The 24101-nt window shown below is 34.7% G+C and carries 20 protein-coding genes, 1 other RNA gene and 5 pseudogenes; 7 read left to right on the top strand and 19 right to left on the bottom strand.

The genetic code is table 11. From position 1 onward, the window contains the following. Positions 1-72 precede the first annotated feature (72 nt). The gene (dnaG, locus tag AAHF52_RS06960) at positions 73-1806 is read right to left on the bottom strand and encodes a DNA primase (RefSeq protein WP_019236374.1); all 1734 of its coding nucleotides are present in this window, start codon (positions 1804-1806) and stop codon (positions 73-75) included. Between the two features lie 145 nt (positions 1807-1951). Here dnaG and ubiG point away from each other — a divergent pair, with 145 nt between their 5' ends. The 3 genes from ubiG to tsaB all read left to right on the top strand — a co-directional run bounded on the left by ubiG (position 1952) and on the right by tsaB (position 4961). Continuing rightward, positions 1952-3118, top strand: a complete 1167-nt coding sequence (ubiG, locus tag AAHF52_RS06955) for a bifunctional 2-polyprenyl-6-hydroxyphenol methylase/3-demethylubiquinol 3-O-methyltransferase UbiG (RefSeq protein ID WP_052264730.1) — start codon at positions 1952-1954, stop codon at positions 3116-3118. Between the two features lie 107 nt (positions 3119-3225). After that, positions 3226-4356, top strand: a complete 1131-nt coding sequence (locus AAHF52_RS06950; RefSeq protein WP_007302676.1) for a cation:dicarboxylate symporter family transporter — start codon at positions 3226-3228, stop codon at positions 4354-4356. Beyond that, positions 4356-4961, top strand: coding sequence for a tRNA (adenosine(37)-N6)-threonylcarbamoyltransferase complex dimerization subunit type 1 TsaB (tsaB, locus tag AAHF52_RS06945; RefSeq protein WP_007302675.1), 606 nt, complete (start codon positions 4356-4358; stop codon positions 4959-4961). The genes AAHF52_RS06950 and tsaB overlap by 1 nt, the downstream gene beginning before the upstream one ends. Here tsaB and AAHF52_RS06940 read toward each other — a convergent pair. Beyond that, positions 4931-5173, bottom strand: a pseudogene (locus AAHF52_RS06940) (hypothetical protein); the annotation flags it as partial. The gene tsaB and the pseudogene AAHF52_RS06940 overlap by 31 nt on opposite strands. Before the next feature lie 628 nt (positions 5174-5801). On the opposite strand from AAHF52_RS06940, the gene ltrA reads away from it, so the two are divergent. Then, the gene (ltrA, locus tag AAHF52_RS06935; RefSeq protein WP_019236826.1) at positions 5802-7349 is read left to right on the top strand and encodes a group II intron reverse transcriptase/maturase; all 1548 of its coding nucleotides are present in this window, start codon (positions 5802-5804) and stop codon (positions 7347-7349) included. After that, a pseudogene (locus AAHF52_RS06930) lies at positions 7346-7477 on the top strand (transposase); the annotation flags it as partial. The gene ltrA and the pseudogene AAHF52_RS06930, both read left to right, overlap by 4 nt. Here AAHF52_RS06930 and AAHF52_RS06925 read toward each other — a convergent pair. Beyond that, positions 7471-7815, bottom strand: a pseudogene (locus tag AAHF52_RS06925) (hypothetical protein); the annotation flags it as partial. The pseudogenes AAHF52_RS06930 and AAHF52_RS06925 overlap by 7 nt on opposite strands. 235 nt (positions 7816-8050) lie before the next feature. Here AAHF52_RS06925 and AAHF52_RS06920 point away from each other — a divergent pair. Further along, positions 8051-8761, top strand: coding sequence for a class II aldolase/adducin family protein (locus AAHF52_RS06920; RefSeq protein WP_007302673.1), 711 nt, complete (start codon positions 8051-8053; stop codon positions 8759-8761). 182 nt (positions 8762-8943) lie between these two features. Here the strand turns inward: AAHF52_RS06920 and AAHF52_RS06915 are convergent. Together AAHF52_RS06915 and AAHF52_RS06910 are read right to left on the bottom strand one after the other, a co-directional pair. Further along, a pseudogene (locus AAHF52_RS06915) lies at positions 8944-9772 on the bottom strand (IS630 family transposase). 78 nt (positions 9773-9850) lie between these two features. Beyond that, the gene (locus AAHF52_RS06910) at positions 9851-10498 is read right to left on the bottom strand and encodes a heme exporter protein CcmB (RefSeq protein ID WP_007302672.1); all 648 of its coding nucleotides are present in this window, start codon (positions 10496-10498) and stop codon (positions 9851-9853) included. Between the two features lie 108 nt (positions 10499-10606). Here AAHF52_RS06910 and AAHF52_RS06905 point away from each other — a divergent pair, with 108 nt between their 5' ends. Further along, entirely contained in the window at positions 10607-10984 is a 378-nt protein-coding gene (locus AAHF52_RS06905) for a TraR/DksA family transcriptional regulator (protein ID WP_007302671.1), read from the top strand. Here AAHF52_RS06905 and AAHF52_RS06900 read toward each other — a convergent pair. The 14 genes and pseudogenes from AAHF52_RS06900 to AAHF52_RS06835 form a co-directional block, all read right to left on the bottom strand. Then, positions 10974-11308: pseudogene (locus AAHF52_RS06900) on the bottom strand (IS5 family transposase); the annotation flags it as partial. The gene AAHF52_RS06905 and the pseudogene AAHF52_RS06900 overlap by 11 nt on opposite strands. Positions 11309-11412: 104 nt before the next feature. Further along, the gene (locus tag AAHF52_RS07225) at positions 11413-12588 is read right to left on the bottom strand and encodes an ankyrin repeat domain-containing protein (RefSeq protein WP_405054865.1); all 1176 of its coding nucleotides are present in this window, start codon (positions 12586-12588) and stop codon (positions 11413-11415) included. Positions 12589-12920: 332 nt separating this feature from the next. Then, positions 12921-14201 carry a flavodoxin-dependent (E)-4-hydroxy-3-methylbut-2-enyl-diphosphate synthase gene (gene ispG / locus AAHF52_RS06890; RefSeq protein ID WP_063631130.1) on the bottom strand — a complete coding sequence of 427 codons (1281 nt, stop codon included), beginning with the start codon at positions 14199-14201 and terminating at the stop codon, positions 12921-12923. A 16-nt stretch (positions 14202-14217) separates the two neighbouring features. Beyond that, positions 14218-14847: a TRP75-related protein gene (locus AAHF52_RS06885; protein ID WP_012481754.1), complete on the bottom strand. Its 630-nt coding sequence runs from the start codon at positions 14845-14847 to the stop codon at positions 14218-14220. Positions 14848-15023: 176 nt separating this feature from the next. Next, the gene (locus tag AAHF52_RS06880) at positions 15024-15581 is read right to left on the bottom strand and encodes a hypothetical protein (protein ID WP_007302667.1); all 558 of its coding nucleotides are present in this window, start codon (positions 15579-15581) and stop codon (positions 15024-15026) included. A 181-nt stretch (positions 15582-15762) separates the two neighbouring features. Next, entirely contained in the window at positions 15763-17874 is a 2112-nt protein-coding gene (locus AAHF52_RS06875; RefSeq protein ID WP_012481755.1) for a DNA translocase FtsK, read from the bottom strand. Continuing rightward, a complete protein-coding gene (locus tag AAHF52_RS06870) occupies positions 17875-18153 on the bottom strand; it encodes a YggT family protein (RefSeq protein ID WP_012481756.1) in 279 nt (92 codons plus the stop codon). It lies immediately after the preceding gene. Positions 18154-18643: 490 nt separating this feature from the next. Further along, positions 18644-19072 (bottom strand): ClpXP protease specificity-enhancing factor SspB, encoded by a 429-nt coding sequence (locus tag AAHF52_RS06865; RefSeq protein WP_213863728.1) that lies wholly within the window; start codon positions 19070-19072, stop codon positions 18644-18646. A 14-nt stretch (positions 19073-19086) separates the two neighbouring features. After that, positions 19087-19421: a transfer-messenger RNA gene (gene ssrA, locus AAHF52_RS06860) on the bottom strand. A 448-nt stretch (positions 19422-19869) separates the two neighbouring features. Continuing rightward, positions 19870-20883 (bottom strand): Obg family GTPase CgtA, encoded by a 1014-nt coding sequence (cgtA, locus tag AAHF52_RS06855; protein ID WP_264376777.1) that lies wholly within the window; start codon positions 20881-20883, stop codon positions 19870-19872. Then, a complete protein-coding gene (gene eno / locus AAHF52_RS06850) occupies positions 20871-22145 on the bottom strand; it encodes a phosphopyruvate hydratase (RefSeq protein ID WP_264376776.1) in 1275 nt (424 codons plus the stop codon). The genes cgtA and eno overlap by 13 nt, the downstream gene beginning before the upstream one ends. Continuing rightward, entirely contained in the window at positions 22142-22393 is a 252-nt protein-coding gene (locus AAHF52_RS06845) for a WPE palindromic element domain-containing protein (RefSeq protein WP_264376775.1), read from the bottom strand. Before AAHF52_RS06845 ends, eno begins: the two co-directional genes overlap by 4 nt. Positions 22394-22480: 87 nt before the next feature. After that, positions 22481-23479, bottom strand: coding sequence for a recombinase zinc beta ribbon domain-containing protein (locus tag AAHF52_RS06840; protein ID WP_264376774.1), 999 nt, complete (start codon positions 23477-23479; stop codon positions 22481-22483). A gap of 9 nt (positions 23480-23488) precedes the next feature. After that, entirely contained in the window at positions 23489-24100 is a 612-nt protein-coding gene (locus tag AAHF52_RS06835) for an SURF1 family protein (RefSeq protein WP_052264983.1), read from the bottom strand. Between the last annotated feature and the right edge of the window lies 1 nt (position 24101).

Genomic DNA, 24101 nt, shown 5'->3' with positions numbered 1-24101 from the left:
ATACTAGAATAAGCTATTTTAAGCAAATACTAATACAGTGTTTTTCTAATAATTTTGAACATCTTAAGCCATCTACTTTTGAATAAATTCCATTTGCATTTCTTGTATACTATCCTCTATTTGCTTTATTTGTTCTATTAGCCTTTCCTCTAAGTCAAAATTACCGCCCAGCCTTGCTTTAATTTTTTCTTCTTGTAATACATTTAATTCTTTCCGTAATACTATGTTATTCCAGACAGTTTCTGCCGATCTCTTCTCACTTAATTGACTATTTAGTACGCTAGTTTTTTCAAATATAAACTTTATAACACTAGACTCCTGTAGCAGAATTTCTTTATTAAAGTTGCTCTCATTAGTTACCATATTAATTACGCACTGTTGTAATTTTTTCATCTCATTAGTAAATTCGAAATGAGAAAATTGCTCAAAAAATATAGGACGGTTCAAGATTTCAGGAAATTCTACGGCTATACGCAAAATTATGGCCTGATTTTGCTCTGCTTCAATTAGCTCTGGAGATTTATTGTAAAGATACTCACCTTTTGTTGCTTTGCTATTAAAAATCAGCTTTTTAAAGTTTCTTCTTAATTCACTGACCTTATTGTAAAAATAATCTCTATAATACCTTCTAATACTGCTGTTACCGATAGCATTGACATATTTCATGAACTTGTGCTCAAGAATTGAATATTTTTCCGGAGCAAATTTTTCATAATTTTGCAAATTGCTACCAATTATGTGATGCCATAAATATTCAGAGTGCAGTTCTGTTGAGTGGTTAAAAGCAGAGAGTACGTCTTCTGTCTTATATTCTAGCTCATTGCATATATCGTATGGGTCCTTATTGTTTGGCAAAGTTACGAACTTCAATGTGTATCCAGGCTCCAGTATCGGTAGAACAAGTTCTGCAATTCGAATAGCAGCATGACGTCCGGCACTATCGCCATCCATACAGATGGAAATTTCTTTAGCAAATTTCCATAGATTTTTTATCTGCTCTGCAGAAATTGCGGTACCAAGCGGAGCAACTGTATTGCTAATTCCCGCTTGATGTAGTGCTATTACATCCATATATCCTTCAACAACAAATAGATGCTGTTTTTTGCGTATTTCACTCAAAGCAAAGTTTAATCCATATAAATTTTCTCTTTTCTTAAAGAGCTGACTCTCTGGGCTGTTTAGATACTTCGGCTGTTGCTCAGAGTTCAGCGCACGTCCGCCAAAACCAATAACTTTGCCCGTGATGTTGTGTATAGGAAATATCAGCCGATCATAGAAATAATCACGAGAATTCTTATTTATTAACCCAACATCGATCAAAATCTCGTCTTTAATACCAGAGGAGTTCAAATATTCCTTCAAGCCAGAACTTGGTGCATAACCTATTCTAAATTTATCTATGATTTTGAGTGAGATCTTGCGCTGCCTTAAATAAGCCATAACACCTCGATTTTTCTGCGCGAACCAACTTGCAGCTAAATTCAGTGCTGAAAACAGTTTGTCATTTTCTTTAGCAAAGCTGAGGTTTTTGGGTAACTCAACACCTGCAACAGATGCCAAATTTTCCAACGCTTCCTTAAAACTTAAGCCCTCAGTTTGTGAAATAAATTCAAACGCATCACCATGAGCTGAGCAACCGAAACAGTAATATAAGCCCTTAACATTGCTGACCGAAAAAGATGGAGTTTTTTCGTTATGAAATGGGCAGAGTCCAACAAAACTATCTCCTCTTTTTATTAACCTAACTTTTTTTCCTACTATGTCGGACAACAATAATTTTGACTTTATAATATCTATATGATCCATTTTACCGAATGAGTAGTGGTAGGATAAAAATTATATAGAATTTATGCATATCTGACTCGAAATTTATTCAGAAAGATCAGGAGAGCTTGACAAAAAGCTCAAAATAAATTACCCATATAAATACCCTTAAGTTGCAATTTCTTATATGTCAGATGTGATATCAGTTGCTTCAGACCACGCAGGTTATGAACTAAAATCAGAAATAAAGGCTTACTTGGAAACTTTAGATTATACAGTGATAGACCGTGGCTGCACTGCTGAACAAAAGAGTGTAGACTACCCTGACTATGCTGCTGAAGTTGTAGAAGATATAACAAACAAAAAAGCAAATTATGGAATATTAATTTGCGGTACAGGTTTGGGCATGAGTACTGTGGCAAATCGTTTTGAAGGAATCTACGCTGCTTTATGTAATAGTGTTGAGATCGCAAAATTAGCTCGCGAGCATGGCAACGCGAATATACTTTGTCTTGGTGCAGGGTTTACTGCGAGTGGATTAGCAAAAGACATAGTCAAACAATTCCTCGAAACAGAATTTTCAAAAGAAAGTAGACATAAAGAACGCCTTGATAAACTTAGCAATATTAGCAAGAAAAAAACCACAAAAACTTATAACGAAGATGAAATATCAAAATTCGCTAAAATAGCAGGTGAATGGTGGAATGAGAATGGCAAATTCAAGCCATTGCACATGATGAATCCTGTGAGAGTATCATACATCGTTGAGAAAATAAAAGAATTAAAAAAATGCGATTTAAAAGAACTATCATTGCTCGATGTTGGTTGTGGTGGTGGCATTTTGTCAGAGTCAATGGCGCGTATTGGTATTAGCGTTGCAGGAATAGATGTATGTGAGGAAAACATAAAAGTGGCACAGTTGCATGCGAAGAAAGTAGGGTTAAATATAGAATACACACACACTAGCATTGAAGAGCTAAGCAATGACAAGAAGTATGACGTGGTTTTGTTGATGGAAGTGGTTGAACATGTCGATAATTTAGAGTTTTTCATGAAAAAAGCAATAGAGCTGTTGAAGCCAGAAGGGCTAATTTTTATATCGACGATAAATAGAACTATTAAATCCTTCTGTCTTGCAATAGTCGGCGCAGAGTACATATTAAACTGGCTGCCAAAAGGCACACATAATTGGAATAAATTTCTCAAGCCATCAGAAATTGCAAATCATCTAAGAGAGAACAATGTAACACTACAAGATATGACTGGTATGGAATATAATGTAATAAAGCGTGAATGGAACTTGACCAAAGGTGTGGATGTTAATTATATACTTTGTGGAAACGTTGTAATTTGAAATCTCATTCAAGTACTAGAAGGTAATGCAAATATTCTAGGCAGTTTTACTTTACTTAGCAGCTAATTTATCATATGTATTTCCATAGGGTATCGCTATATTAGAATATGTTACAATTACTAACCTTACTTGCTGTTATCACTTCGGTTGTATTCTTTGGTCATCTAGTTCCAATGGAAGTGAAAACCTTCTTGTATTCAATAAGCCTTAGTATAAAAGAGATCTTACTATTTATAATGCCTTTTATTGTTTTTGCATTAATCTTTAGTAGTGTTAACAATCTTAAGCAGTCGGCTATAAAGTTTATATTGTTACTTATTATAACGATTTTCTTGTCGAATCTAGCTTCAAGTTTAATAGCTTATTCTGTTGGGCATTTCATCACACAAAACACTTATTCAATACAAGATATAACATATGAAGAAACAATTGTTCCTTTATGGTCATTTAGGATACCTGCATTGCTTTCTAATTTTTATGCCCTTGCTTGTGGATTTGTGTTAAGCATATTAGTGTCCACAATATTACCAAAAAAAAGCAAAGAGCTCTCGAACAAAATGTTAGATTTAACTCTCTTTATTTTGAAGACATTTTTGACGCCAATTATTCCAATGTTTGTACTTGGTCTTGCTTTAAAAATGGAACATGATCAGGTTTTACCCATAATATTTAAGGATTACTCAATAATTTTTATTATTATATCATCTGCAACCTACCTTTATGTTTTTCTCTTATATGGAGCAGCAAATTCGTTCAAGATCACAAGCTGGATAGCTAGTATAGGTAATATGATACCAGCATTTATTACTGCAATGAGCACAATGTCTAGTAATGCAGCTATGCCGCTTACTCTTGAAGGAAGCAAAAAAAATGTAAAGCAGCATGATATAGCATCGTCTGTTGTGCCAATAACCGCTAGCTTTCATTTAGTAGGTGATTGCTTTTTTATTATAATACTATCAATGATAATGACTTTTGGTGGTGCATTGTCTGCAACAGACTATGTGACTTTCCTTCTCTACTTTCTGTTATTTAAATTTGCTATTGTTGCAGTTCCAGCGGGAGGGATTATGGTAATGTTGCCCGTTCTTGAGAAGTATCTTAAATTCTCCCCAGAGATGCTTTCATTAATTACAGCATTGTATATAGTGTTTGACCCAATAATAACTTCAGCAAATGTTATGGGTAACGGTGCGTTCACTATGATGTTTACAAAGCTCTATGATAAGCTTAAGTGATGTCCATTCTAGCAATTAATACTGTAGGTGCTGGTAGTTCAATAGCAGTAATTGATTACGATGGTAATTGTTTTGTAGAACGCAATTCTGCAAACAATAGTCATGCAGAATCATTTTTTCAAATACTGAATACTTTGTTTGATAAGCATAATTACAGCTACGATAAAATAGACCATTTAGCAGTGATAGTTGGACCAGGAAGTTTTACTGGAATCAGAGTTGGTATATCAACTGCACAAGGTATAAATCTTGCTACAAATAAGCCGTTATATGGGGTTAGTGCCCTGGAAGCTCAAGCATATGCAATATCGCTACTTTGTACAAATAGCAAAAAAAATATTAAAGCTATAATCGAAGATGATCAAAAGTTTTATACGCAGTTATTTGATTTCAATTTGTTACCGCTATCAAATCCTGCTGTAGTAAGTGAACTCCAGCCTGAAACGCACTGCATTACATATATGGATTGCAGTTTACCAAAGTTGGATGCTAGCCATGCAGGGCTATTAGTCCGTTATAGACTAAAAAATAAACAAAAATTAAATGGAGTTGAGGCTCTATATTTAAATGAGCCTCAGTATATGAAATCGTTGCCTATTGCGTAAACACTATTAATTTGGCCAAGTTTGTACATCTGACTTACTATTTCTTCTGCTACTTCTTTTATACTCATATTTGAATTTTCTACCTCTATAGCATTTTGTGGTACAAATAAATCTTCCTCCCTAAATTTAATACTATTTATATTAGTAACCTTCCTATTTTTTCTTTGCTTTTTTGATATAGTACGCTCTTGTAATATCAATGGATTGGTGCGACCTGAAAGTCTTCGGTCATATTGTTTAAAAGGAGAGGAATTCATTCAGAAAGAAACTGAAAGGATTCTAAAACTTATTAAACCAGATGTTTTGCCGTCTGAGTCTACGCATCAGTGCGAATCGGGCAACCGGTTGGTGCCAAGCGATGCGGACAATGAACCTCCTCTTGAAAAAGAAGATGCTCAATCGTGAGAGGGGCATAAACTGCAAGCATCATGTGGTTGGAGGGCTAGGCTAGTGGTATGGTGAACGTAAGTGAAGCTTTATAAGTACCGATACGATGAAAGAGCTAAAGATGCTGATAAGCTCTGACCAAAAGGTAATGTGGATAAGTTACATTTTTCATTTCTAGATGTACGCAAATAATAACTCCACCGGTATAGAGAAGCCACCTAACCCACTGTTGTATGACTGGAGAAACAGGGTAAGCCTGTATTTTCGCCTACATGGCAAGCAAACCGCAAGGAATGCTGATGGAAGTGCAGGTAAAGGAGAATGGAGAAAGCGAATGCCATTTTGTAACGAAATGGATAGAATTTGTAACATTAATTCGCGTGAAAACGAGCAGACTTCCATTTGGTCCCTCGTGACAAGAAACTTTGTTAACCACTTAAGGTAGGAAAGCAGATGATTACAAGTAAACCTGTAAGTGCATCTACCGAAAGCTTTGAAGCATGGAAGCAATTGCCATGGAAGAAATGCCAGAAAGTTATTGTGAGGCTACAAAGACGTATTGTTAAGGCTGTCCAAGAAGGAAGATGGGGTAAGGTAAAAGCTTTACAACATCTTCTCACACGCTCTTTTAGCGGAAAAGCTTTGGCTGTTAAGAGAGTAACTGAAAACCAAGGAAAAACCACAGCAGGTGTAGATCGTCAACTATGGTCAACTTGCAATGCTAAATTTCAAGGAATAAAGCTGTTAAAACAAAGAGGATATAAACCTTCTCCGCTCAAACGAATTTATATCAGTAAATCTAATGGCAAAAGAAGGCCTCTCGGTATACCCACGATAAAAGATAGAGCGATGCAAGCATTATATCTGTTTGCTCTGGAACCGATAGCTGAAACGATCAGTGATCGTCACTCCTATGGCTTTAGACCTAAAAGATCCTGCGCGGATGCTATTGCTGCTTGTCACTTATTACTGGCAAGACGCAATCGACCACAATGGATACTAGAAGGTGATATCAAAGGGTGCTTTGACAACATTAACCATGAATGGCTTATGAAGCATATTCCTATGGAAAAGAAAATTCTTCATAGATGGTTAAAAGCTGGTTTCCTAGAATCGAAAACTCTGTATCCCACAACTGCTGGCACTCCGCAAGGAAGTATAATTTCTCCAATACTAGCTAACTTTACCTTAGATGGTCTTGAACAGTTATTAGAAAGTCGCTTTGGTAAATTAGGTAGCAAAAGAAGAGGAAAAATCAGAAGTGGAGTGAATGTAATCAGGTACGCAGACGACTTTATTATTTCAGGTTTCACACATGAAGTACTGGAAAAGGAAGTTAAGCCTTTAGTATCATCTTTTCTTCATGAGCGAGGTTTAATTCTGTCAGAAGAGAAGACAAAGATTACATCTATTACAACAGGGTTTGACTTTCTTGGTTGTAATGTACGTAGATATAATAAGAAGTTAATTATTAAACCTTCGAAAGAAAGTATTAAAAGACTTCTTAATAAAGCACGTACATTGATAAAAGCAAATATAGCGAACACTCAGGCTATAGTAATTAAGTCACTCAACTCTCTACTGAGAGGATGGGGAAATTACTATCACCATGTGTGTGCTAAAAAAGCGTTTAGAAAGATCGACAATGAAATTTGGCATAGTTTATGGAAATGGGCAAAGAAAAGACATCCTCGTAAAGGATTACGTTGGATAAAGAATCGTTACTTCAAAGTAATGGGTCAACGCCAATGGGTTTTTGCTGCACCCATATGCAAGAACAAACCAAAAGAGATACGATATTTAAGACTGCTTAAGCTGATTGATATACCTATCAGACGACATGTTAAAATCAGAGCGGATGCAAATCCCCTTGACTTAAAATGGAAAAAGTATTTTGATGAGAGAGTGAAACGAACAAGAATGTTAGCAAGCTCCTTTTCAAGAGAAGGTTCTCTACTGTTGGTGTCACCATTAAGAATGATGTTTCCTGAGGAATCATGAAGGACAAGCCGGTTCTAGAAAAGAAGAACTTAGATAAGGGGCTCAAGCGTAGTGTGGGGAAACCTGCATGCTGCGTTTCTAAGGGAGGGGGTAGTAGTAATACTGCTTCCTTACCTGACCACCTAAGTACTATAGGGAGGATTTTTGTGCTCATTTTTTTACTAAGTTCTACTACTGAGTTATATATTCTTATGTTGTAATCATTATTTTTAATTAATTCATCAACAAATATATAATTTTTTGAGTCAATAGGATAGGCTTCTATTGCCTGAAACATAACATGTGTAGTGTTATATATTCTATCTCGAGCTTCTTTGGAAGTTTGATTATATTCAAGTCCACTTACAATTACTGCATTTATCATACTAGATAATACTATTGCTGTAGAAAGTTTACCACTTCCTGGAAGACCAGTGATATATATGAAAAATTTTGTTAGCTGTTTTTTTATCTCAACGTTTATCATATTATTTTTAATATTAAAACCTACAATTATAATAACATAAAAACAAGGCTTTAAAACATATGAAACATTACATAAAAAGTCGCTTTTATAGTTAAAATACTATGTAATCTAGAAATGTAAACTCTAATCACCTAAGGCAAGTAAAAGTGCTTAGTATTTTAACGTAGGTTCACCTTTTAGTTTGTAATAAACTTTTTTTTACGTATAAATCTTTAGAAAATTTTAGTCAAGAGCTATGTTATTAACAAATAGTGAGTTGAAAAGAGACCTAGTTAACGCCTATCAAATTTTATCTTATCTTAAATTAGATGATCATACGTATACTCATCTCTCTGTACGTTCTGAAGATAAAAAGTCATTTTATGTTTATCCGTTTGGTATACGTTTTTATGAAGTAGATGAAAGTTCATTGATGAAAGTATCGTTTGATGGGAATATAATTGAAGGCAAAGAATATCAATATAATAAAACTGGCTATGTAATCCATGGCTTCATTTATCAAGCAAGGAAAGATATTCAAGCAATTTTTCATCTACATACACCTTCTATTGTAGCAGTTTCTTCTCTCAAGGATGGATTACTCCCAATAAGTCAGTGGGCGCTGCACTTTTATAATAAGGTATCTTACCATGATTATAATTCCCTGGCACTTGATGATACAGAAGGAAAAAGATTAATAGCTGATTTGAAAGAAAATTTTGTGATGTTAATGCGCAATCATGGATCTATAACATGTGGTCAGACTATACAAGAAGCAATGTTTTATACGTATCACTTAGAACAAGCTTGTAAAACTCAATGCCTGATGCTAGCAATGAATAGGGAGTTGTCAATTCCAAGTGAAGAAATTTGCTCAAAAGCCGTAAAGGATCTTCTGTCTTTCGAAAGCAATCTTGGTGAGAGAGATTGGCACGCATGGGTTAGGTTGATTAAAGGTAAGTTATAAAAGTTTCTGACTCTTCGATAGATATTAGATTTCTTGCATAACCAGCCAGTCTGAAATCCAATAATGGTTTCACACGCTGTAATTCATGCAAGAAGTCTAATGTCTCCATCTCTACTTAAGTTAACACCCTTAACTAAGCAGATACAAGTAAATATAGCCCTTCCCATAATAGTCCAAAAAGGTCATAAGAAAGAAGAATCGACAGCATGACGAAAAGATTTGAATAAAGGAATGTTTTTTCTGGTTCTGTTTTTTATAGCAAACCAATAATGCTCAATTTTGTTGAAATCTGGAGAATATGGAGGAAGATATAAAATTTCTGCACCAACTCCTTTAGCAAATCTTATTAGACTTATGAAAAGTAGCATTATCAAGGATAACAGTTTGTCCAGGTTCCAAAATCGGTGTCAGAAACTGCTCAAACCATTTATTAAAGATATCCATATTGCAGTGGCCTTTAAAGGTTAACGGAGCAATTATTTTTCTTCCACTTAAGGCTGCAACCATGCTAATTCGTTGAGTTTTCTTTCCAGATTTTAGGGCATAAAACCGCTGTCCTTTCTGGCAATACCCATAGGTTCAGTGTTATCAATGCCAGACTCATCTATATACACTAATTCTTTAGGTTCTTTTGTTGCTATAACCTTTGAAAATTGAGCTCGCTTTTCTTCATTTCTTTCTTTATATCCGTAGGTCTTTTTTTTCTTGTGAATCCTATATTTTTAAGTGCTCGATGAATTGTTTGTCTACTAATATTGCCCCAGCATCTCTGACTGAGTTTTGCCACCTTGCTCATTTGCAAATTCGGCAAATGCATTCCAGTCGGTAATTTTATGCCACGCTTCCAAGCTTTTTTGATTGAAAATCTCCCGTTTTCTCACGTCTTTTCTTCCACTCATATAAAGTTGTTTTTCCGATCTTAAATCTCTTGGCAACAGTTTCTCCACTCTCTCCTTCATCCAATGCTTCCATTACCTTTTTTCTTAAGTCATCACTATTTGCTACTGGCATCCTTACCTTCCACTACTATCAATCCATATCTTACTCTTTTTGGACTATTATGAGAAGGGCTATAACTAGTAAGTTTTTTCAATCCTGCTCCACAGCAAATTTTAATGCTATGTGAGTAGTTATAGTGCTGTTAACAATTAAAATGACAAAAACTAAGATGGTGATTAGTAGTGTATAAATATTCAAGGATAAATTTTCAAATTGAGTTAGCAATTTGAAATATACAAAAGTTGGCATTATCATTGGCAAAACAAGAATTTGCGACACTCCTGATGCTAAGTTATTTCGACCAATCATCAATGCATTTCCAGTAGCTGAAATATTAATGATTATCAGCGTATTAAATAATAAAGACACTCCAACTGCTATTGAATGTTCAATATTATTGCCTAGAATTGCAAAGCTGAACATGAAAGAAATCACTGAAATCGGTAACCCAAATAACAACCAGTGAGCGAAGATTTTATAAGCAACTATCAGCCTAGAAGAGAGTGGCTGTAAAAAGATTTGCTCTAATATTCCATCATGATAATCAGATGTAAATAAATTATTTGTAGAGATCTGCAAAACAAATGTAGCACATATCCATGTTAATGTTAATATGACTTCTTGTTTACTGTTGTTTTCAAGTGTATATGAAGATAAACTTAACATTATAATAAAAATACATACTATATAAGTAAGATTATTATCATTTATTACTAATTTTTTTACCAAACTAATCATACCAGGATTTTAAATGTTTATTATAAATTATAGTGTTTACTTTGAGGGTAGTATAATTTTTTGTGTTTACAAGTTATATAAGTTTTAATATATTTTATTGATAATGCTATGGAAAAATTAATAAAAATAAAGTTACCGGAAGATTACGTTCCTTCAGAAAATGAAGAATATATGAACGTAAAACAACTGGAATACTTTAGCTTAAAGTTACAATCAATACTCTCTGAACTGGAGAAACAAGATCTAGAAGATAGTAGTATTTATTCTGATAGTGAAAATGGAGAATTAATTAAGCGCCGAAAAGATAGAAAAGAAAAAATTAAGGAGGCGTTGGAAAAAATAAAATTAGGCATTTATGGTTACTGCGATGGAACGGGAGAAGAAATAGGAGTCGAAAGACTTAAAGCTAATCCGCTTGCTATGTATTGTATTGAAGAACAAGAGAGAATAGAAAAAGAAAAGAACGTGTATAACATTAATGATTAGAACTTGTTCGCGAATTCAAGCATATTTCTCTCCTTAACATAACTCTACTCATAGCCAGATATATGAAATTTTCAGTGAGTAAATCTTATTCTTTCGATAGTCTTCTATTCCTAAAGCAAAAGTCCTTTCTACAACCCACCTTCTTGGCTGTACTTTAAACCCCTCATTGGTAGTAGCTAAGGCGGTGTGTCTTTGTTGACTTAGAACCTACATGAAGGCCTTTTGACAATCTCAATATCCATACCATATTCTTCCTTTATATGATTTTTAAATTTTCTCCTTGGTATCCCATCACATTTTTTTAACTATAGTATATTTTTTTCTTACTTTCCTGTATGATACTCTGGAATAGCTTTCTATTCTTGTCCATTCCCTTTGACTTAGGTCTGCTGGGTGCTTTTTTCTCGTCTTTACCCAGTACTAAAACTTTAGATATTATAGCCTCTTTTACTAATCTCTGGACAAGCTCTAGCTTCGGTAAACTCAGTAGAAGGTTCTTTTGCAAAAAATGCAGCATGTACAGCATTTTTAATAAAAAAACATGCAGCAAGTGCAAATATTGCTGTCGGTACATAGCGCACAGGAGAAGCTATACTAAAAAAAGTAGCAGAAGCGACTATTAAGCAACAACAAGTCAGTATCGTTTGATCACGTAGATAACGTCTATCAACTCCACCGTACTCAGCCATCAACCTTTTAACTTTATCATTGTTACCGTATGGCAGAGTAAGCGTTTTAATCAAATTCATTACACCATTATTAGTGAAATATGGAGCACACTCTATAACTCTGGAGCCATTAACCTTCTGATTAGGATCAGCACCATACTTTAGAAGCAACTCTACATATTTTTCGCGTTTATCGTTGTCACAATTGATTGCTTGATATAATGGAACTCGACCATTTTTATCTAACATATTAGGATTAGCACCATATTTCAAAAGTATTTCCATAGTATGATCATCATCACACAAAAACGCTTTAAACAACGGATTTTTACCATTTTTATCTAACATATTAGGATCAGCACCATATTGTAACAATAACTCTACAATTCTGCTGTCATCGATAACCCTACAATAGTATAACGAAGCTTCATTATGTAATAGCTTTATATTAGGATCAGCACCATTTTCTAAAAGAAGTTTCAAAATACTATAATTTCTTGAATCTTTAGCTTGCATTAAAGCAATAGATAATGGAAAGTAAATATAAATAAGTTTTTCATTGATGTAATCACCAAATCTTCCATCTTTACTGCTTTTGAATTTGGAAAAAAGCTTTTCAAGAAACTTTATATCCTGATTATATAGAGCCCTACTTAAGTAAAACCTCAAATCTCCAGGCGAATTAATTTCATTTAAATTTTCGTCAGTTAGATTTGTAACCTCTTCTATGCTTTCCTTAGTAAGAAATTCATATGCAGAACCTAGCTGCTTAAATTTTTCTTCATTTTGTTTCTTCACAACCTCATTTTTACCTGAATGTTTATCAGGATGATATTTCAAGGCTAATTTTCTATACGCTGATTTAATTTCTTGTTCACTGGGCGCATCGCTTGATTGAAAACCTAATATTTTTAAAGCTTCCTTTCTACCTACAATAAATTCCCCACTGAAATATGTTAAATTAAACGTAACCCAAAATTTCAAAAAGTAAAGCTTTTTATGTCAAATTACGTCTATTTCATAACTGTACAAATATTGTAGATCAGGAAACTTCAGTCCTTGATACTGGAATAACATCTCTATACTACTTAGAGTCAATCTCAATATTAAAAAATTTCTCAAATAGAAAAAAGGCAAAAGGAACCCTGTCAGATACTATCTAGTTTTTAAATTGGCGTTCTTTATTGTCTAATTTGACATCCACTCAATAGATACCATTTTTGCATTTAATTTACAGAATGTAGTCTAAGTACAAACTTGTGAAAGGCTTATGTGTAATGCTTCTCCACATAATCACTAATAATTTCCTTAAATTCTTCAAAAATATTATCACCTTGTAAAGTTTTGAAATATTTGCCGTCTTTGTAGACTGCTGAAACAGGTTTTTCTCCATACCCAGGCAGGCTGATCCCCAGATTTGCATGTTTGCTCTCTCCAGGACCATTTACTATGCATCCCATAACAGCAACGTTCATATACTCTACACCAGGATTCTTTTTCTTCCATACCGGCATATGAGTTTTTATGTAGCCATTTACTTCCTCAGTTAATATACGAAAACGATCGCTACTTGTGCGTCCACAACCAGGACATGAACTCACCTGAGGGTTAAAGTAGCGCAAACCTATAGACTGCAGTATTTCCTGACATACTACCACCTCATTAGTGCGTGATTCACCAGGGCGCTGAGTTAAAGAAGCCCGGATAGTGTCTCCAATACCATTTTGCAATAAATAAGTAAGCCCTGCTGTGGTATTTACTACGCCTTTGTTACCCATACCAGCTTCGGTTAAACCCAAATGCAGCGCATAATTGGAAGATTGTGCAAGTGCCGTATAAACTAAAATTAAATCTTGCACTCTACTGACTTTACATGAAATGATTATTTTCTCTGCATTAAGGCCAATCTTTTCAGCTTTTTTTGCACTACCAAGAGCAGACATTACAAGCGTCTTACGTAATATAACATCAGAAGTTTTTGGATTACTAGATAAGGAGTTTTCATCCATTAATTTTTGTGAAAGGTACTTATCAAGACTACCCCAATTTACTCCAATTCTGACAGGAAGATCATGCGTTATTGCATACTCTATAATTTTTTCGAATTTTTCATCACGTTTATCACCAAAGCCTATATTACCTGGATTTATCCTAATTTTACCCAGAATTTTAATGTTGTCTGGATAATCCTGAATCAGCCTGTAGAGCTCATATTGTCCACAGCCTACTAATATCTTACCATCAAAGCCTTCTTTATTTATTTCCTCTACTATATAAGGTATTGCTTTTGCTACTTCCTCTGAGTTCAAAGCAATTCGCACCAATTCTGAACCTGCATGCGCTAGTTCTATTACTTCTTTTGCATATTTCTGAGCACTGCTTTTTATGTTGTCAGAATCTATATGTGCACCAAGTGCCATGGATTGAACAACTATAGGATTATTTCCACCTATCTTCACTTGTCCAACTTTTACAGTATGAGTTTTATGCCTGGAAACCGGCGATGACTCATATGCATCATCACTCAATGTCAGGTCTCTATCTAGCATATTATTAATCGTGACACTATTTTACTGTGTCAACTACACTGCCAAATGAACTTGAACCATTTAAACTATGCTGTGGTGTTCTATTTAGATCAGTAATAGAATCATGAGAGCACGTTCTTCTTGATGGAGTTTCTTTTATAGTAACATTTATAGGGGAAACTTTTTTTTCTCGTGTTGAAGTAACTTTTTTCCCTTTTTGTTGTTCACTTTTTTTATGCTGCTTACTTTCATACTGAGAAACTGGCTCTTGATCTATAAATACAGCACCCTTTAAACGTGCAAGATTAATACCATGCTGATTGATCATAGCATCCTCCCCATCTTCAACTATGCAAGCTCCCACGTTGTTTGGCTCGTTATCAAGGCTAGCAATTTTTTTTTCTTTTAATTTTTTGATTAGATCTTCTTTATTCATAGCTAGATCTTGTAACTTTTTTTTCTTGAGGAGCTCCCTACGCTTCTCATACAGTTTATATGACTCAGCAAAATCCTCGTCTGCATGAAAGTTTGCACCACCAGGGTTACCAGGAGGTATGTACCTCTTACTGAACTTTACCTTAGACTTCGCTTCAACATTATGTACAGTAAAGAAACTAGAAACCAAAAGTATTAATATAAATAAAACTTTAGAAAAGATCTTAAGCATACTATAGTGAATATTGTGCTTTAAAAGATACCAATTAACAAACTTCAAGTAAATCAGAATCTCTACCAACTTTATAATACAAACATCTTTCTAAAAAATTTACTACCAAAACCTACATAATCTAAAGGAAATTTAAGGTGTTACAAATTTTACGTAACACCCTTTCAAGAAGAGCATTACACTCTTCCTTGCTGTAAGTTATTCTTCAGTTTTTCGGTATCATTCACATTATTAAACTTTCCGCTTGGCATATCTTGAGACAAGTCGTTTTTCTTCTCTTTATCAAGCTTAACTCCCTGATAGATACAGAATGCAACAAAACTAGTTACAGCTATTGCAGCAACAGCACTGACTATGGCACAAGTTAGTATTGCTTGTTCTTGTCCCCCTACCATGTCTGCAAATGTTTCTACTTTTTCTTCTAAGCCTGTAAATTTTTCTTGCAAGCCGCTTAAGTGCTCTTGCATAGCTTGAAACTGCTCAGTACCAATCTTGTCTTCTAATGCACCAAAAACTTTTTCAAACTGCTCAACATCTATCTTTTGAGCTTCTTGCCACTCTTTTAATGCACTAAATACCTCTTCAAACTGTTTAGCATCTATCTTTTGAGCTTCTTGCCATTCTTTTAATGCGCTAAATACTTCTTGAAACTTTTTAGCATCAATATTTTGACTTTCCTGCAATGCTGTTACATCCGATTTATCAAAACCGAATACAAATTTGGTTATACCCATTTTTAACCCCCTAGCTAATTAATATATTACTATTGTACGTTTTTAGTAGTTAATTTAGTATTAAACACTATACAACTGGGATCCAATAAGAAATATCTGGTCATGCGCTGGAACTTTTGAATTCCAGTTATGCAAGAGATCTATTGATCTTAAAATAACTTTCTTTGGTTTAAGTTAAGGGTTATTCTACCAATATCTCTCTCTTTCCTGAGTAACTCGGAGCACTGACAATACCTTCTTTCTCCATTCTTTCAACAATATTTGCAGCTCTGTTATAGCCTATTCTAAGTTGCCTTTGAATGTAACTAGTTGAAACCTTTTGATCTCTCTGAATGATGGCCACTGCTTGCTTGTATAGATCGTTCTCTTCATCTTCTGTTTCACCTTCTGATTCCGCGAAAGAATTTTCATCTTCTTGAGTGATTTCCTCCATGTAGTTTGGCTCACCTTGCGTTTTCAGATGATCAACTATATTTTGCACCTCATCATCACTTACAAATGGACCGTGCACTCGAATAATCTTACCACCAGAGGCCATATAAAGCATATCACCCATACCGAGTAACTGTTCGGCCCCTTGTTCACCAAGTATTGTACGGCTATCTATCTTAGAAGTAACAGCAAAACTAATTCTCGTTGGAAAGTTTGCTTTTATCACACCTGTTATCACATCTACAGATGGGCGTTGTGTTGCCATTATGATGTGTATTCCTGCAGCACGAGCCATCTGAGCTAAACGTTGAATAGAGCATTCTATATCTTTGCCAGCAACAAGCATTAAATCTGCCATTTCATCTACGATCACCACAATATACGGAAATGTCTCCATTTTAAGTGGTATTTTTTCAAATAAAGGTTTACCCGTTGTTGAGTTAAAGCCAATCTGTACAACGCGCTCCAACTCTATTCCGCTATTCATCGCTTCTGTAATTTTTTGATTATAGTTTATTACATTGCGCACATTTAAATATGACATCATGCGATAGCGATTTTCCATCTCTTTCACTATCCACTTAAGAGCAATAACAGCTTTTTTTGGCTCTGTTACCACTGGCGTTATTAGATGCGGTATTGCATCATATATTGAAAGCTCGAGCATTTTGGGGTCGATCATTATCATCTTGCATTCATCAGGACTTAGTCGATAAACAAGCGACAGAATCATCGTGTTAATTGCAACCGACTTACCTGACCCTGTAGTTCCGGCAACAAGCAAGTGGGGCATTTTAGTCAGATCTGCAATAACTGGTTTTCCGCTTATTTCCTTGCCAAGCGCAATTGGAAGATTTAAGTTTGCATTTTGGTATTCTGGCGATTCAAGTAAATCACGCAGCATTACAATCTCTCGCTCCTTGTTTGGCAATTCTATTCCCATGGCATTTTGTCCACGAATTATTGAAATACGTGCAGAAAGTGCACTCATTGAACGTGCAATATCATCTGCAAGACCAATCACTCTTGCAGATTTTGTACCTGCTTGTGGTTCAAGTTTGTATAAAGTCACAACCGGTCCATAACATACACTTATAATTTTTCCTTGCACGCCAAAATCACTCAGAACCTGTTCGAGCAGAGATAAATTCTTATTGCTCTCTAATGCATTCAACTGTTTTCTCTGCAAAGATTCTTCTGCTTTGGAAAGTAAGTGAATGCTTGGAAACTCAAACTCGCTAGAAGGTGGTTTAACAATTTCTTCGGCAGCTTTTTTCTTTCTTTCTTTCGGTTGTTGTTTAGTGGTTATATATTTTTCCTCTACTACTAATGGTGCTATTGAATAATCAGTAGTTTTACGTAACCTGAAAAACAGAACCTTTGTAAAAAGGGAAAATATTTTTTTACATAGGAAAAGCAAAGAATAAACCGTTCTCTTCCAACCAATCAATCCTACAATACCTATTGATGCTACTACTGTGAATATGTAAAACGGGCAGTGGTCAATTAGAGCATTACCGACTATTCCACCGTGCATGTATCTAGCAGTAATGCCAAGCGAAAGTTGCGACAATATAGCATATATTGCTACATTGATTAACGTTAGGTAGATAATTTTCAGCAATGATGCTCTGAAAATTAAAAAGTAAACTATGGTTGTAGCTATTGTAATACTAGCGAGTCCAAGAAATTGAACCAATATATCAGCTAAATATGAACCTACTACTCCGCCCAAATTTGTTACTTCCTGATTTGTAGCTGTATTTAAGGATGGATCTTTATAATTATAGCTAAAAACCGATATATATATATACATTAATAGTGACAAGTATATCGCTGATTTTAGCTGTTTTTTTAACATCTACTTAAAGTAATAAGTAATTGTATATTTTACAAAGTGAATTGCTATTATCAATATCATCACGGATAAATCTAATCCATTGAATGGTTGTATATACCTTCTGATAACCTTTAGTGGAGGATAAGTGAGTCTGTTTAAAGTTTGCATTATGCTGCTTACAATCTCATTATACATGTTAACTACATTCAATTTAATCAACAAATCGAGAGCAATTGAGCATATTAGAACGAAGCTGTAAAGATCAAGTAACAGGTTAAGTAAGTATATGATTGGATGCATATTACTAATTTACACTAAAACCTATTATGTGTAGTGATATGTATAAAATCAAGCCCCACAATAATTTTTATGCTGAAATAGGTGTAAACAATAAGCTATAAGATATTATACCCTTTGATTCCACGTGGATAAAAAACTTATTGATAAATTAACGGAGAGATGTGTACTGTATGAATAGCTTTTTGATCATGTTTATTACATGCAGGATAAGTGTTCAGGTACGTATGAAACCAGCGCTTCTTTTCTTGTCACCTCTTGTTACCTAAATAGCCTCTGTTCAAGTAGCCCCTTTGTTGTCATCCCAGTGCCCAGACACTGGGATCCAGATTGGCACTAAGTTGGTAAACATGAAAGCGCTTTATAACGTTTTTTATGTGAAAGCTAATGTCAGCTACTCAAATGATACCATTTGTTATAAACTCACTTTTACTCTATGGTCTTGTCGATATCCTGAACAGATACAATATTTTTTATTTATAAAATTAAGCAACTACTTATCGTAAAGTTGATCTATAGATATAATACTACCATTTGATGATTTTTCAGCACATTTTTCACTTTCGTATTCTTTATCAGAATCAACGCTAAATACTAAAATATCTCCTGAAATTTTATCATGAAACTCACTAATAGCAAAAAACGGTACAGTGACTTGTTCTTGTTTTCCACGAAAGCTCAAACTGACGCTAAACTTATCTTCAAGAACTTTTAGACCAAAAAATTGATGCTGTAATATAATAAGCATTTGAGTAGGGTATGATTCTTTCAAGTAGTCTGGTATGACAACACCATTAAAGCGCGTAAAAAATACTATTTCTAAGTGAGGAGTAAAAACATTATCTAATATAGTATTCAAAGCCTTTTTGATAACTTGAAATTTAGCATAACTAAGCGACTTCTGATAATCTGTTTTATCCATATAACCCTTACATGTTTGGGGGAACTTCTGTTACCCGGCGTTCCCTAAACCGTGCTTATAGCAATGAAGTTATAGTGCCTAAATTAAGCAGCTAATGCAACATTGTCTTCGGCAGCAAAGTTATCGTTTGCATCTAAATTATGAACTCTTAGCGGTGGTATCTAACCGAGCAAAGGTACCATCTTTACTATGCATGTCGATCCTTATTCGCCCCCGTATCAAAAATATGGTGGAGGCGCCGAGTACTGCCCTCGGGTCCAATACACCTATTACAAGGTAATTTTATTGCCATAGTGTATAAAAAATACACATGTTTATTATACAGTAGTATTGAATAAATGTCAAGTTATTGAACTCCAAATTGATTGGCAACTAAAAAACTAATATAAAAATTACTTCGCCTATTTATCTAATCTTAGTATAATCAAAGTAGAGGTATTTTTAGAGCTCAAAATCTATCTTCGTCTGCAGACTTTTCTATCAAATAATCAAACTAAGTAAAGAATGTAGCGTATCTTCTTCAGCGCAAATGGGTGCACACATATGCTTAATCTCTGTCGCATGTGCGTTACATTTTTTCTGTTCTTTATTAATAAATATGGGGGATTCTATGCCTAATTCTTAACAAAAAACTACTCAAATGCTTTTGTAGCTATTGAATTTCTGAGTTCAAGAAAGCAAGAGACAGTGTGAGAAATGGCACAAGCCGAAAAAAAGATAAGTTGTGGAACAAAAAATGCAGACAAATGTGGAAAATTACCCACTGGAATCCAGACTTTGATTGTCAAATAAAAAATTCACATCTTAAAAGGATCATATACATTAATTTCCTTAATTTTCACTTTTTCATTTAATAATCTTAAGATGGGCTGTAAATCATCGTCGATTGATAAGCACAGTACTTCTCTATCAAGATAATTGGCTAAATGATTCTTCTTCTCAAGAATTTCTGTTTCTTCCAATAAGTCACATTTATTTAACACTACAATTTCCTCTTTTTCAACAAGATCGCTATTGTAAAGCTTCAGTTCATTATGCGTACAATTATAAGCTGAAATAATGTCATCGTGAGTTACATCAATTAAATGCAGTAAAATTTTGCACCTTTCTATGTGCTTTAAAAATTTGTGTCCGAGCCCAACTCCAAGATGAGCATCAGAGATTATTCCAGGAATATCTGCTATTACAATTTCGCTATAATCCACTTTTGCTACACCTAAATGTGGTCTTATAGTAGTAAATTCATAATCGCCTACTTTCGTATCAGAATTCGAGCAGCGGGTTAAAAATTTAGATTTACCTACATTTGGCATACCAATAATGCCAACATCAGATAAAACTTTTAGCTTCAATACTATGTTTCTTTCCTCACCAGGCTGACCATGAGTAAAATGCCTTGGTGCCCTATTGGTGGAAGATTTAAAGTTAGTATTTCCAAGTCCACCTTTTCCACCTTGTACTACTTGAAATTCCATGTCGGGTTTATCAAGATCTACTATCACTTCCTCACTTTCTTCATCGATTATTTGTGTACCAACTGGAACTTTAAGTATAATATCTTTTCCTGCCGTGCCAGATCTATCTCTACTCGTACCACTTTTTCCACTACTTGCTTTAATATGTCTTCGACAACGAAAATTAAGCAAAGTGTTGAGATTTGCATCACTGATGAAAATTATGTCTCCTCCCTTGCCCCCATTACCACCGTTTGGGCCACCAAATTCAACGAATTTTTCTCGACGAAAACTTGCGCAGCCATCGCCACCATCACCTGCTTTTAAATATAATTTAACTTCGTCTATGAAGTCCATGCTAACCCACAATAATATTTAGCATTTTCTCCTAATGAACTTTCTATTCTCATTAATTCATTATACTTTGCAAGCCTATCAGAACGCGACAGCGAGCCAGTCTTGATTTGTCCACAATTCGATGCAACCGCTATGTGGGATATCGTTGTATCTTCTGTTTCACCTGAGCGATGCGAAATAATAGCCCTGTAGCCATTTAATTTTGCCATTTCAATAGCAGCAAAAGTTTCCGTAAGTGTTCCTATCTGATTTGGCTTGATTAGTACAGCATTTGCCATTTTCTCCTCTATTCCTTTACTTATTAGTTTACAATTTGTAACAAATAAATCATCTCCAACCAATTGAACTTTATTCCCAAGTTTTACAGTAAGTAATTTCCAACCTTCATAGTCGTCTTCATTCATTGCATCTTCTATAGAAATTATTGGATATTTGCCTACAAGGTCAAAATAATACTGAACCAATTCCTCTGAAGTGAGTTCTCTGTTTTCAAATTTATAAACTCCATCTTCATAAAAAGTAGATGCAGCAACATCAAGACCCAGTGCAAAGTGATTTTTCATCGAATAACCGGCAGATTCAACAGCCTGAATTATCAAATTAAGAGCTTCTTCAGTGCTTCCAATGTTTGGTGCAAAACCACCTTCATCTCCTACGTTTGTACTATAACCTTTTTTCTTAAGAATGCTGCGCAAGTTATGAAATACCTCTGCAGATATTCTTATTGCTTCACTGAAAGTTTCAGCACCAACAGGAAGAATCATAAATTCTTGAAAATCGAGTTTATTATCCGCATGTACTCCACCATTAATGACGTTAATTAGCGGAACTGGCATCTGCTTCTCCCCTACGCCCAAATATTTATATAACGGTGTTTTGAAACTGTTTGCTGCTGCTTTTGCAACAGCAAGAGACACACCCAAAGTTGCATTTGCTCCAAGTTTAGATTTATTTTTTGTTCCATCTAGTTCAATTAAAACTTTATCAATTGCACTCTGGTTTGCTGCATCCATGCCAATGATTTTATTTGCTATCACTTCACTCACAGATTGAACAGCTTTCAGCACTCCTTTACCACAATACCTTTTTTCATCTTGATCTCTCAGCTCCAATGCTTCTAGTTTACCGGTCGAAGCCCCAGAAGGGACAGCCGCTCTACCTGTTGCTCCATCACATAGTTCTATTTCTACCTCAATTGTTGGGTAACCCCTGCTATCTAAAATTTCTCTTGCAAATACACTGCTGATCGTCTTTTTCATCATGCTAAACCTCCACTAGATTCACAATTGTGTTCACGTTCGGGAAATGTCACCCCAGCGCTGTAACATTTCAGTGTACGAACATTGTAACCTACAGATAAACAGATAATTTGAGTAGCAGATGGTGTCATTCCAGTGCTTGACACTGGAATCCAGTTTTTATTATACAGCCACTTATTTAAAGTTAAGTCTTCTGGATCCCAGTGTCTGGGCACTGGGATGACACCATTCTTAATGGAAGCTATCCCCATATCGCAATGTCTGTACAGTTGTTTGCCTAGACACTGGGATCCAGTTTTACTACACAATTTTATCATATAAATCACCAATGCTTAAGTTTATTTTACTAGCAGCAGCTTTGCAGTTTCTTTCGCTAGTTTAGCTATATTACTACCAGCACCAATAAATAATACTACATCTCCTGAACTTGTCGAATTACTAATAAAATGTGAAATGAGTAAAGCATCATTCATAATCTTCACATCATTAAACCCATTACTGATCAAGGCTTTTTGTATATCATCAATTCCACAGCCAGAAATAGGCCTATCTTCTGGAGGATGGACAGGAGTGAGAATTACATAATCAAACATCATGAAAATTCGTACGAACTCATCAAAAAAATTACGAATACGAGCAAAACGAAGCGGCTCGATAATTCCTGTTACCTTTCCTTTAGTGGTCAAACGTGCTGCTGCCAGGGTTGCTTGTATTTCATTTGGATGATGAGCATAGTCCTCAATTAACTTAACACCTTTAATATCGGCAATTAAAGAAAATCTCCTTGCTACTCCTTTAAATTCCAAAAGACCTTTTTTAATCTCTTCATCACTAATTCCAAGTTTCACTGCAACTGATATTGCAGCCAGGGCATTGCTAACTTTATGCATTCCTATTGCATTTGATAGCACTACATTCTTTATAATTCTGGTACAAGGTTGAATATCTTCTTTTTGTCTTTCGAGAGCGAGTTCTTTTAATCGAAACACTATATGTACATTATCATCATCAATTTCAATGCGTTGAACTAATTTTCTAATTATATTAAGTTTAGTCTCCCAATCTGCCTCTGATAAATCACACTTTTCCTTCGTTATGTGCTCTCTTACCATCTTAACTTCTTCCCATACTACCTCTTCTAGTATATCCGCGCGTATTGATTTGCTGTTACATTCACCAAAACGTTTTCCAGGACAACGATAGTAACTTCTTCCTCCCTTAGCATTACTCATTCCATAATAAACGGATTTGCAACACTGACATATCACTAACCCTTGTAATAAGTATTTTCTTCCACTTTGTTGCATTTTTTCTATTTGTAGCTTTTCTTTTTCCACACTGTATCTCTACGACTTATATATATTTTGCCTATAGTAAAATACGCACATAATGAGCCAAATCAAGGAAAGTGCAAACCAAGTAATTGCGTATTCAAGATGCTTTATTGGCTGTATAGTCAATTTGCCACCAAAATTATCTTGCCACAATATACATTTCTCTAGCTTAATACCTAGATCATTGGAGATTTCTTCTGTACTTAAGGTAAACCATGTATTTGAAGCAATATCATTTTTGATAAACCAATTTTTGCTACCATCACAATACAAAACGCCATCAGCAGCTACTTTTTCAATTTTTGCTTTTTCTTCTTTTTTTTCTCTGACTATTCCTTTATTTATTAACATGTAATGTCCATTGATAAGCAACATAGGAGACAGCACATGATAGCCACGTTGACCTGCGAAAACATATAGTTCTATATCACTTAAAATTCCGTCGATTTTAACGTTTCTGTAGTTAAACTTTGAAAGATTATCACTAGGCAGTAGATGAATAACTGGAAGATCCATATTTTTGATAATATTATTCTTCCAGCTCAATCTAAATAACTGCCATAACCCGAGTGAAAAAAGAAGTAAAAAAGGTATAATGAAAATAAATACTGTTTTTCTTAACACT

Origin of the sequence: Wolbachia endosymbiont (group B) of Melanargia galathea, assembly GCF_964030625.1 — a bacterium.
Lineage (GTDB): Bacteria > Pseudomonadota > Alphaproteobacteria > Rickettsiales > Anaplasmataceae > Wolbachia.
This window is presented reverse-complemented; position numbering and strand designations above follow the sequence as displayed.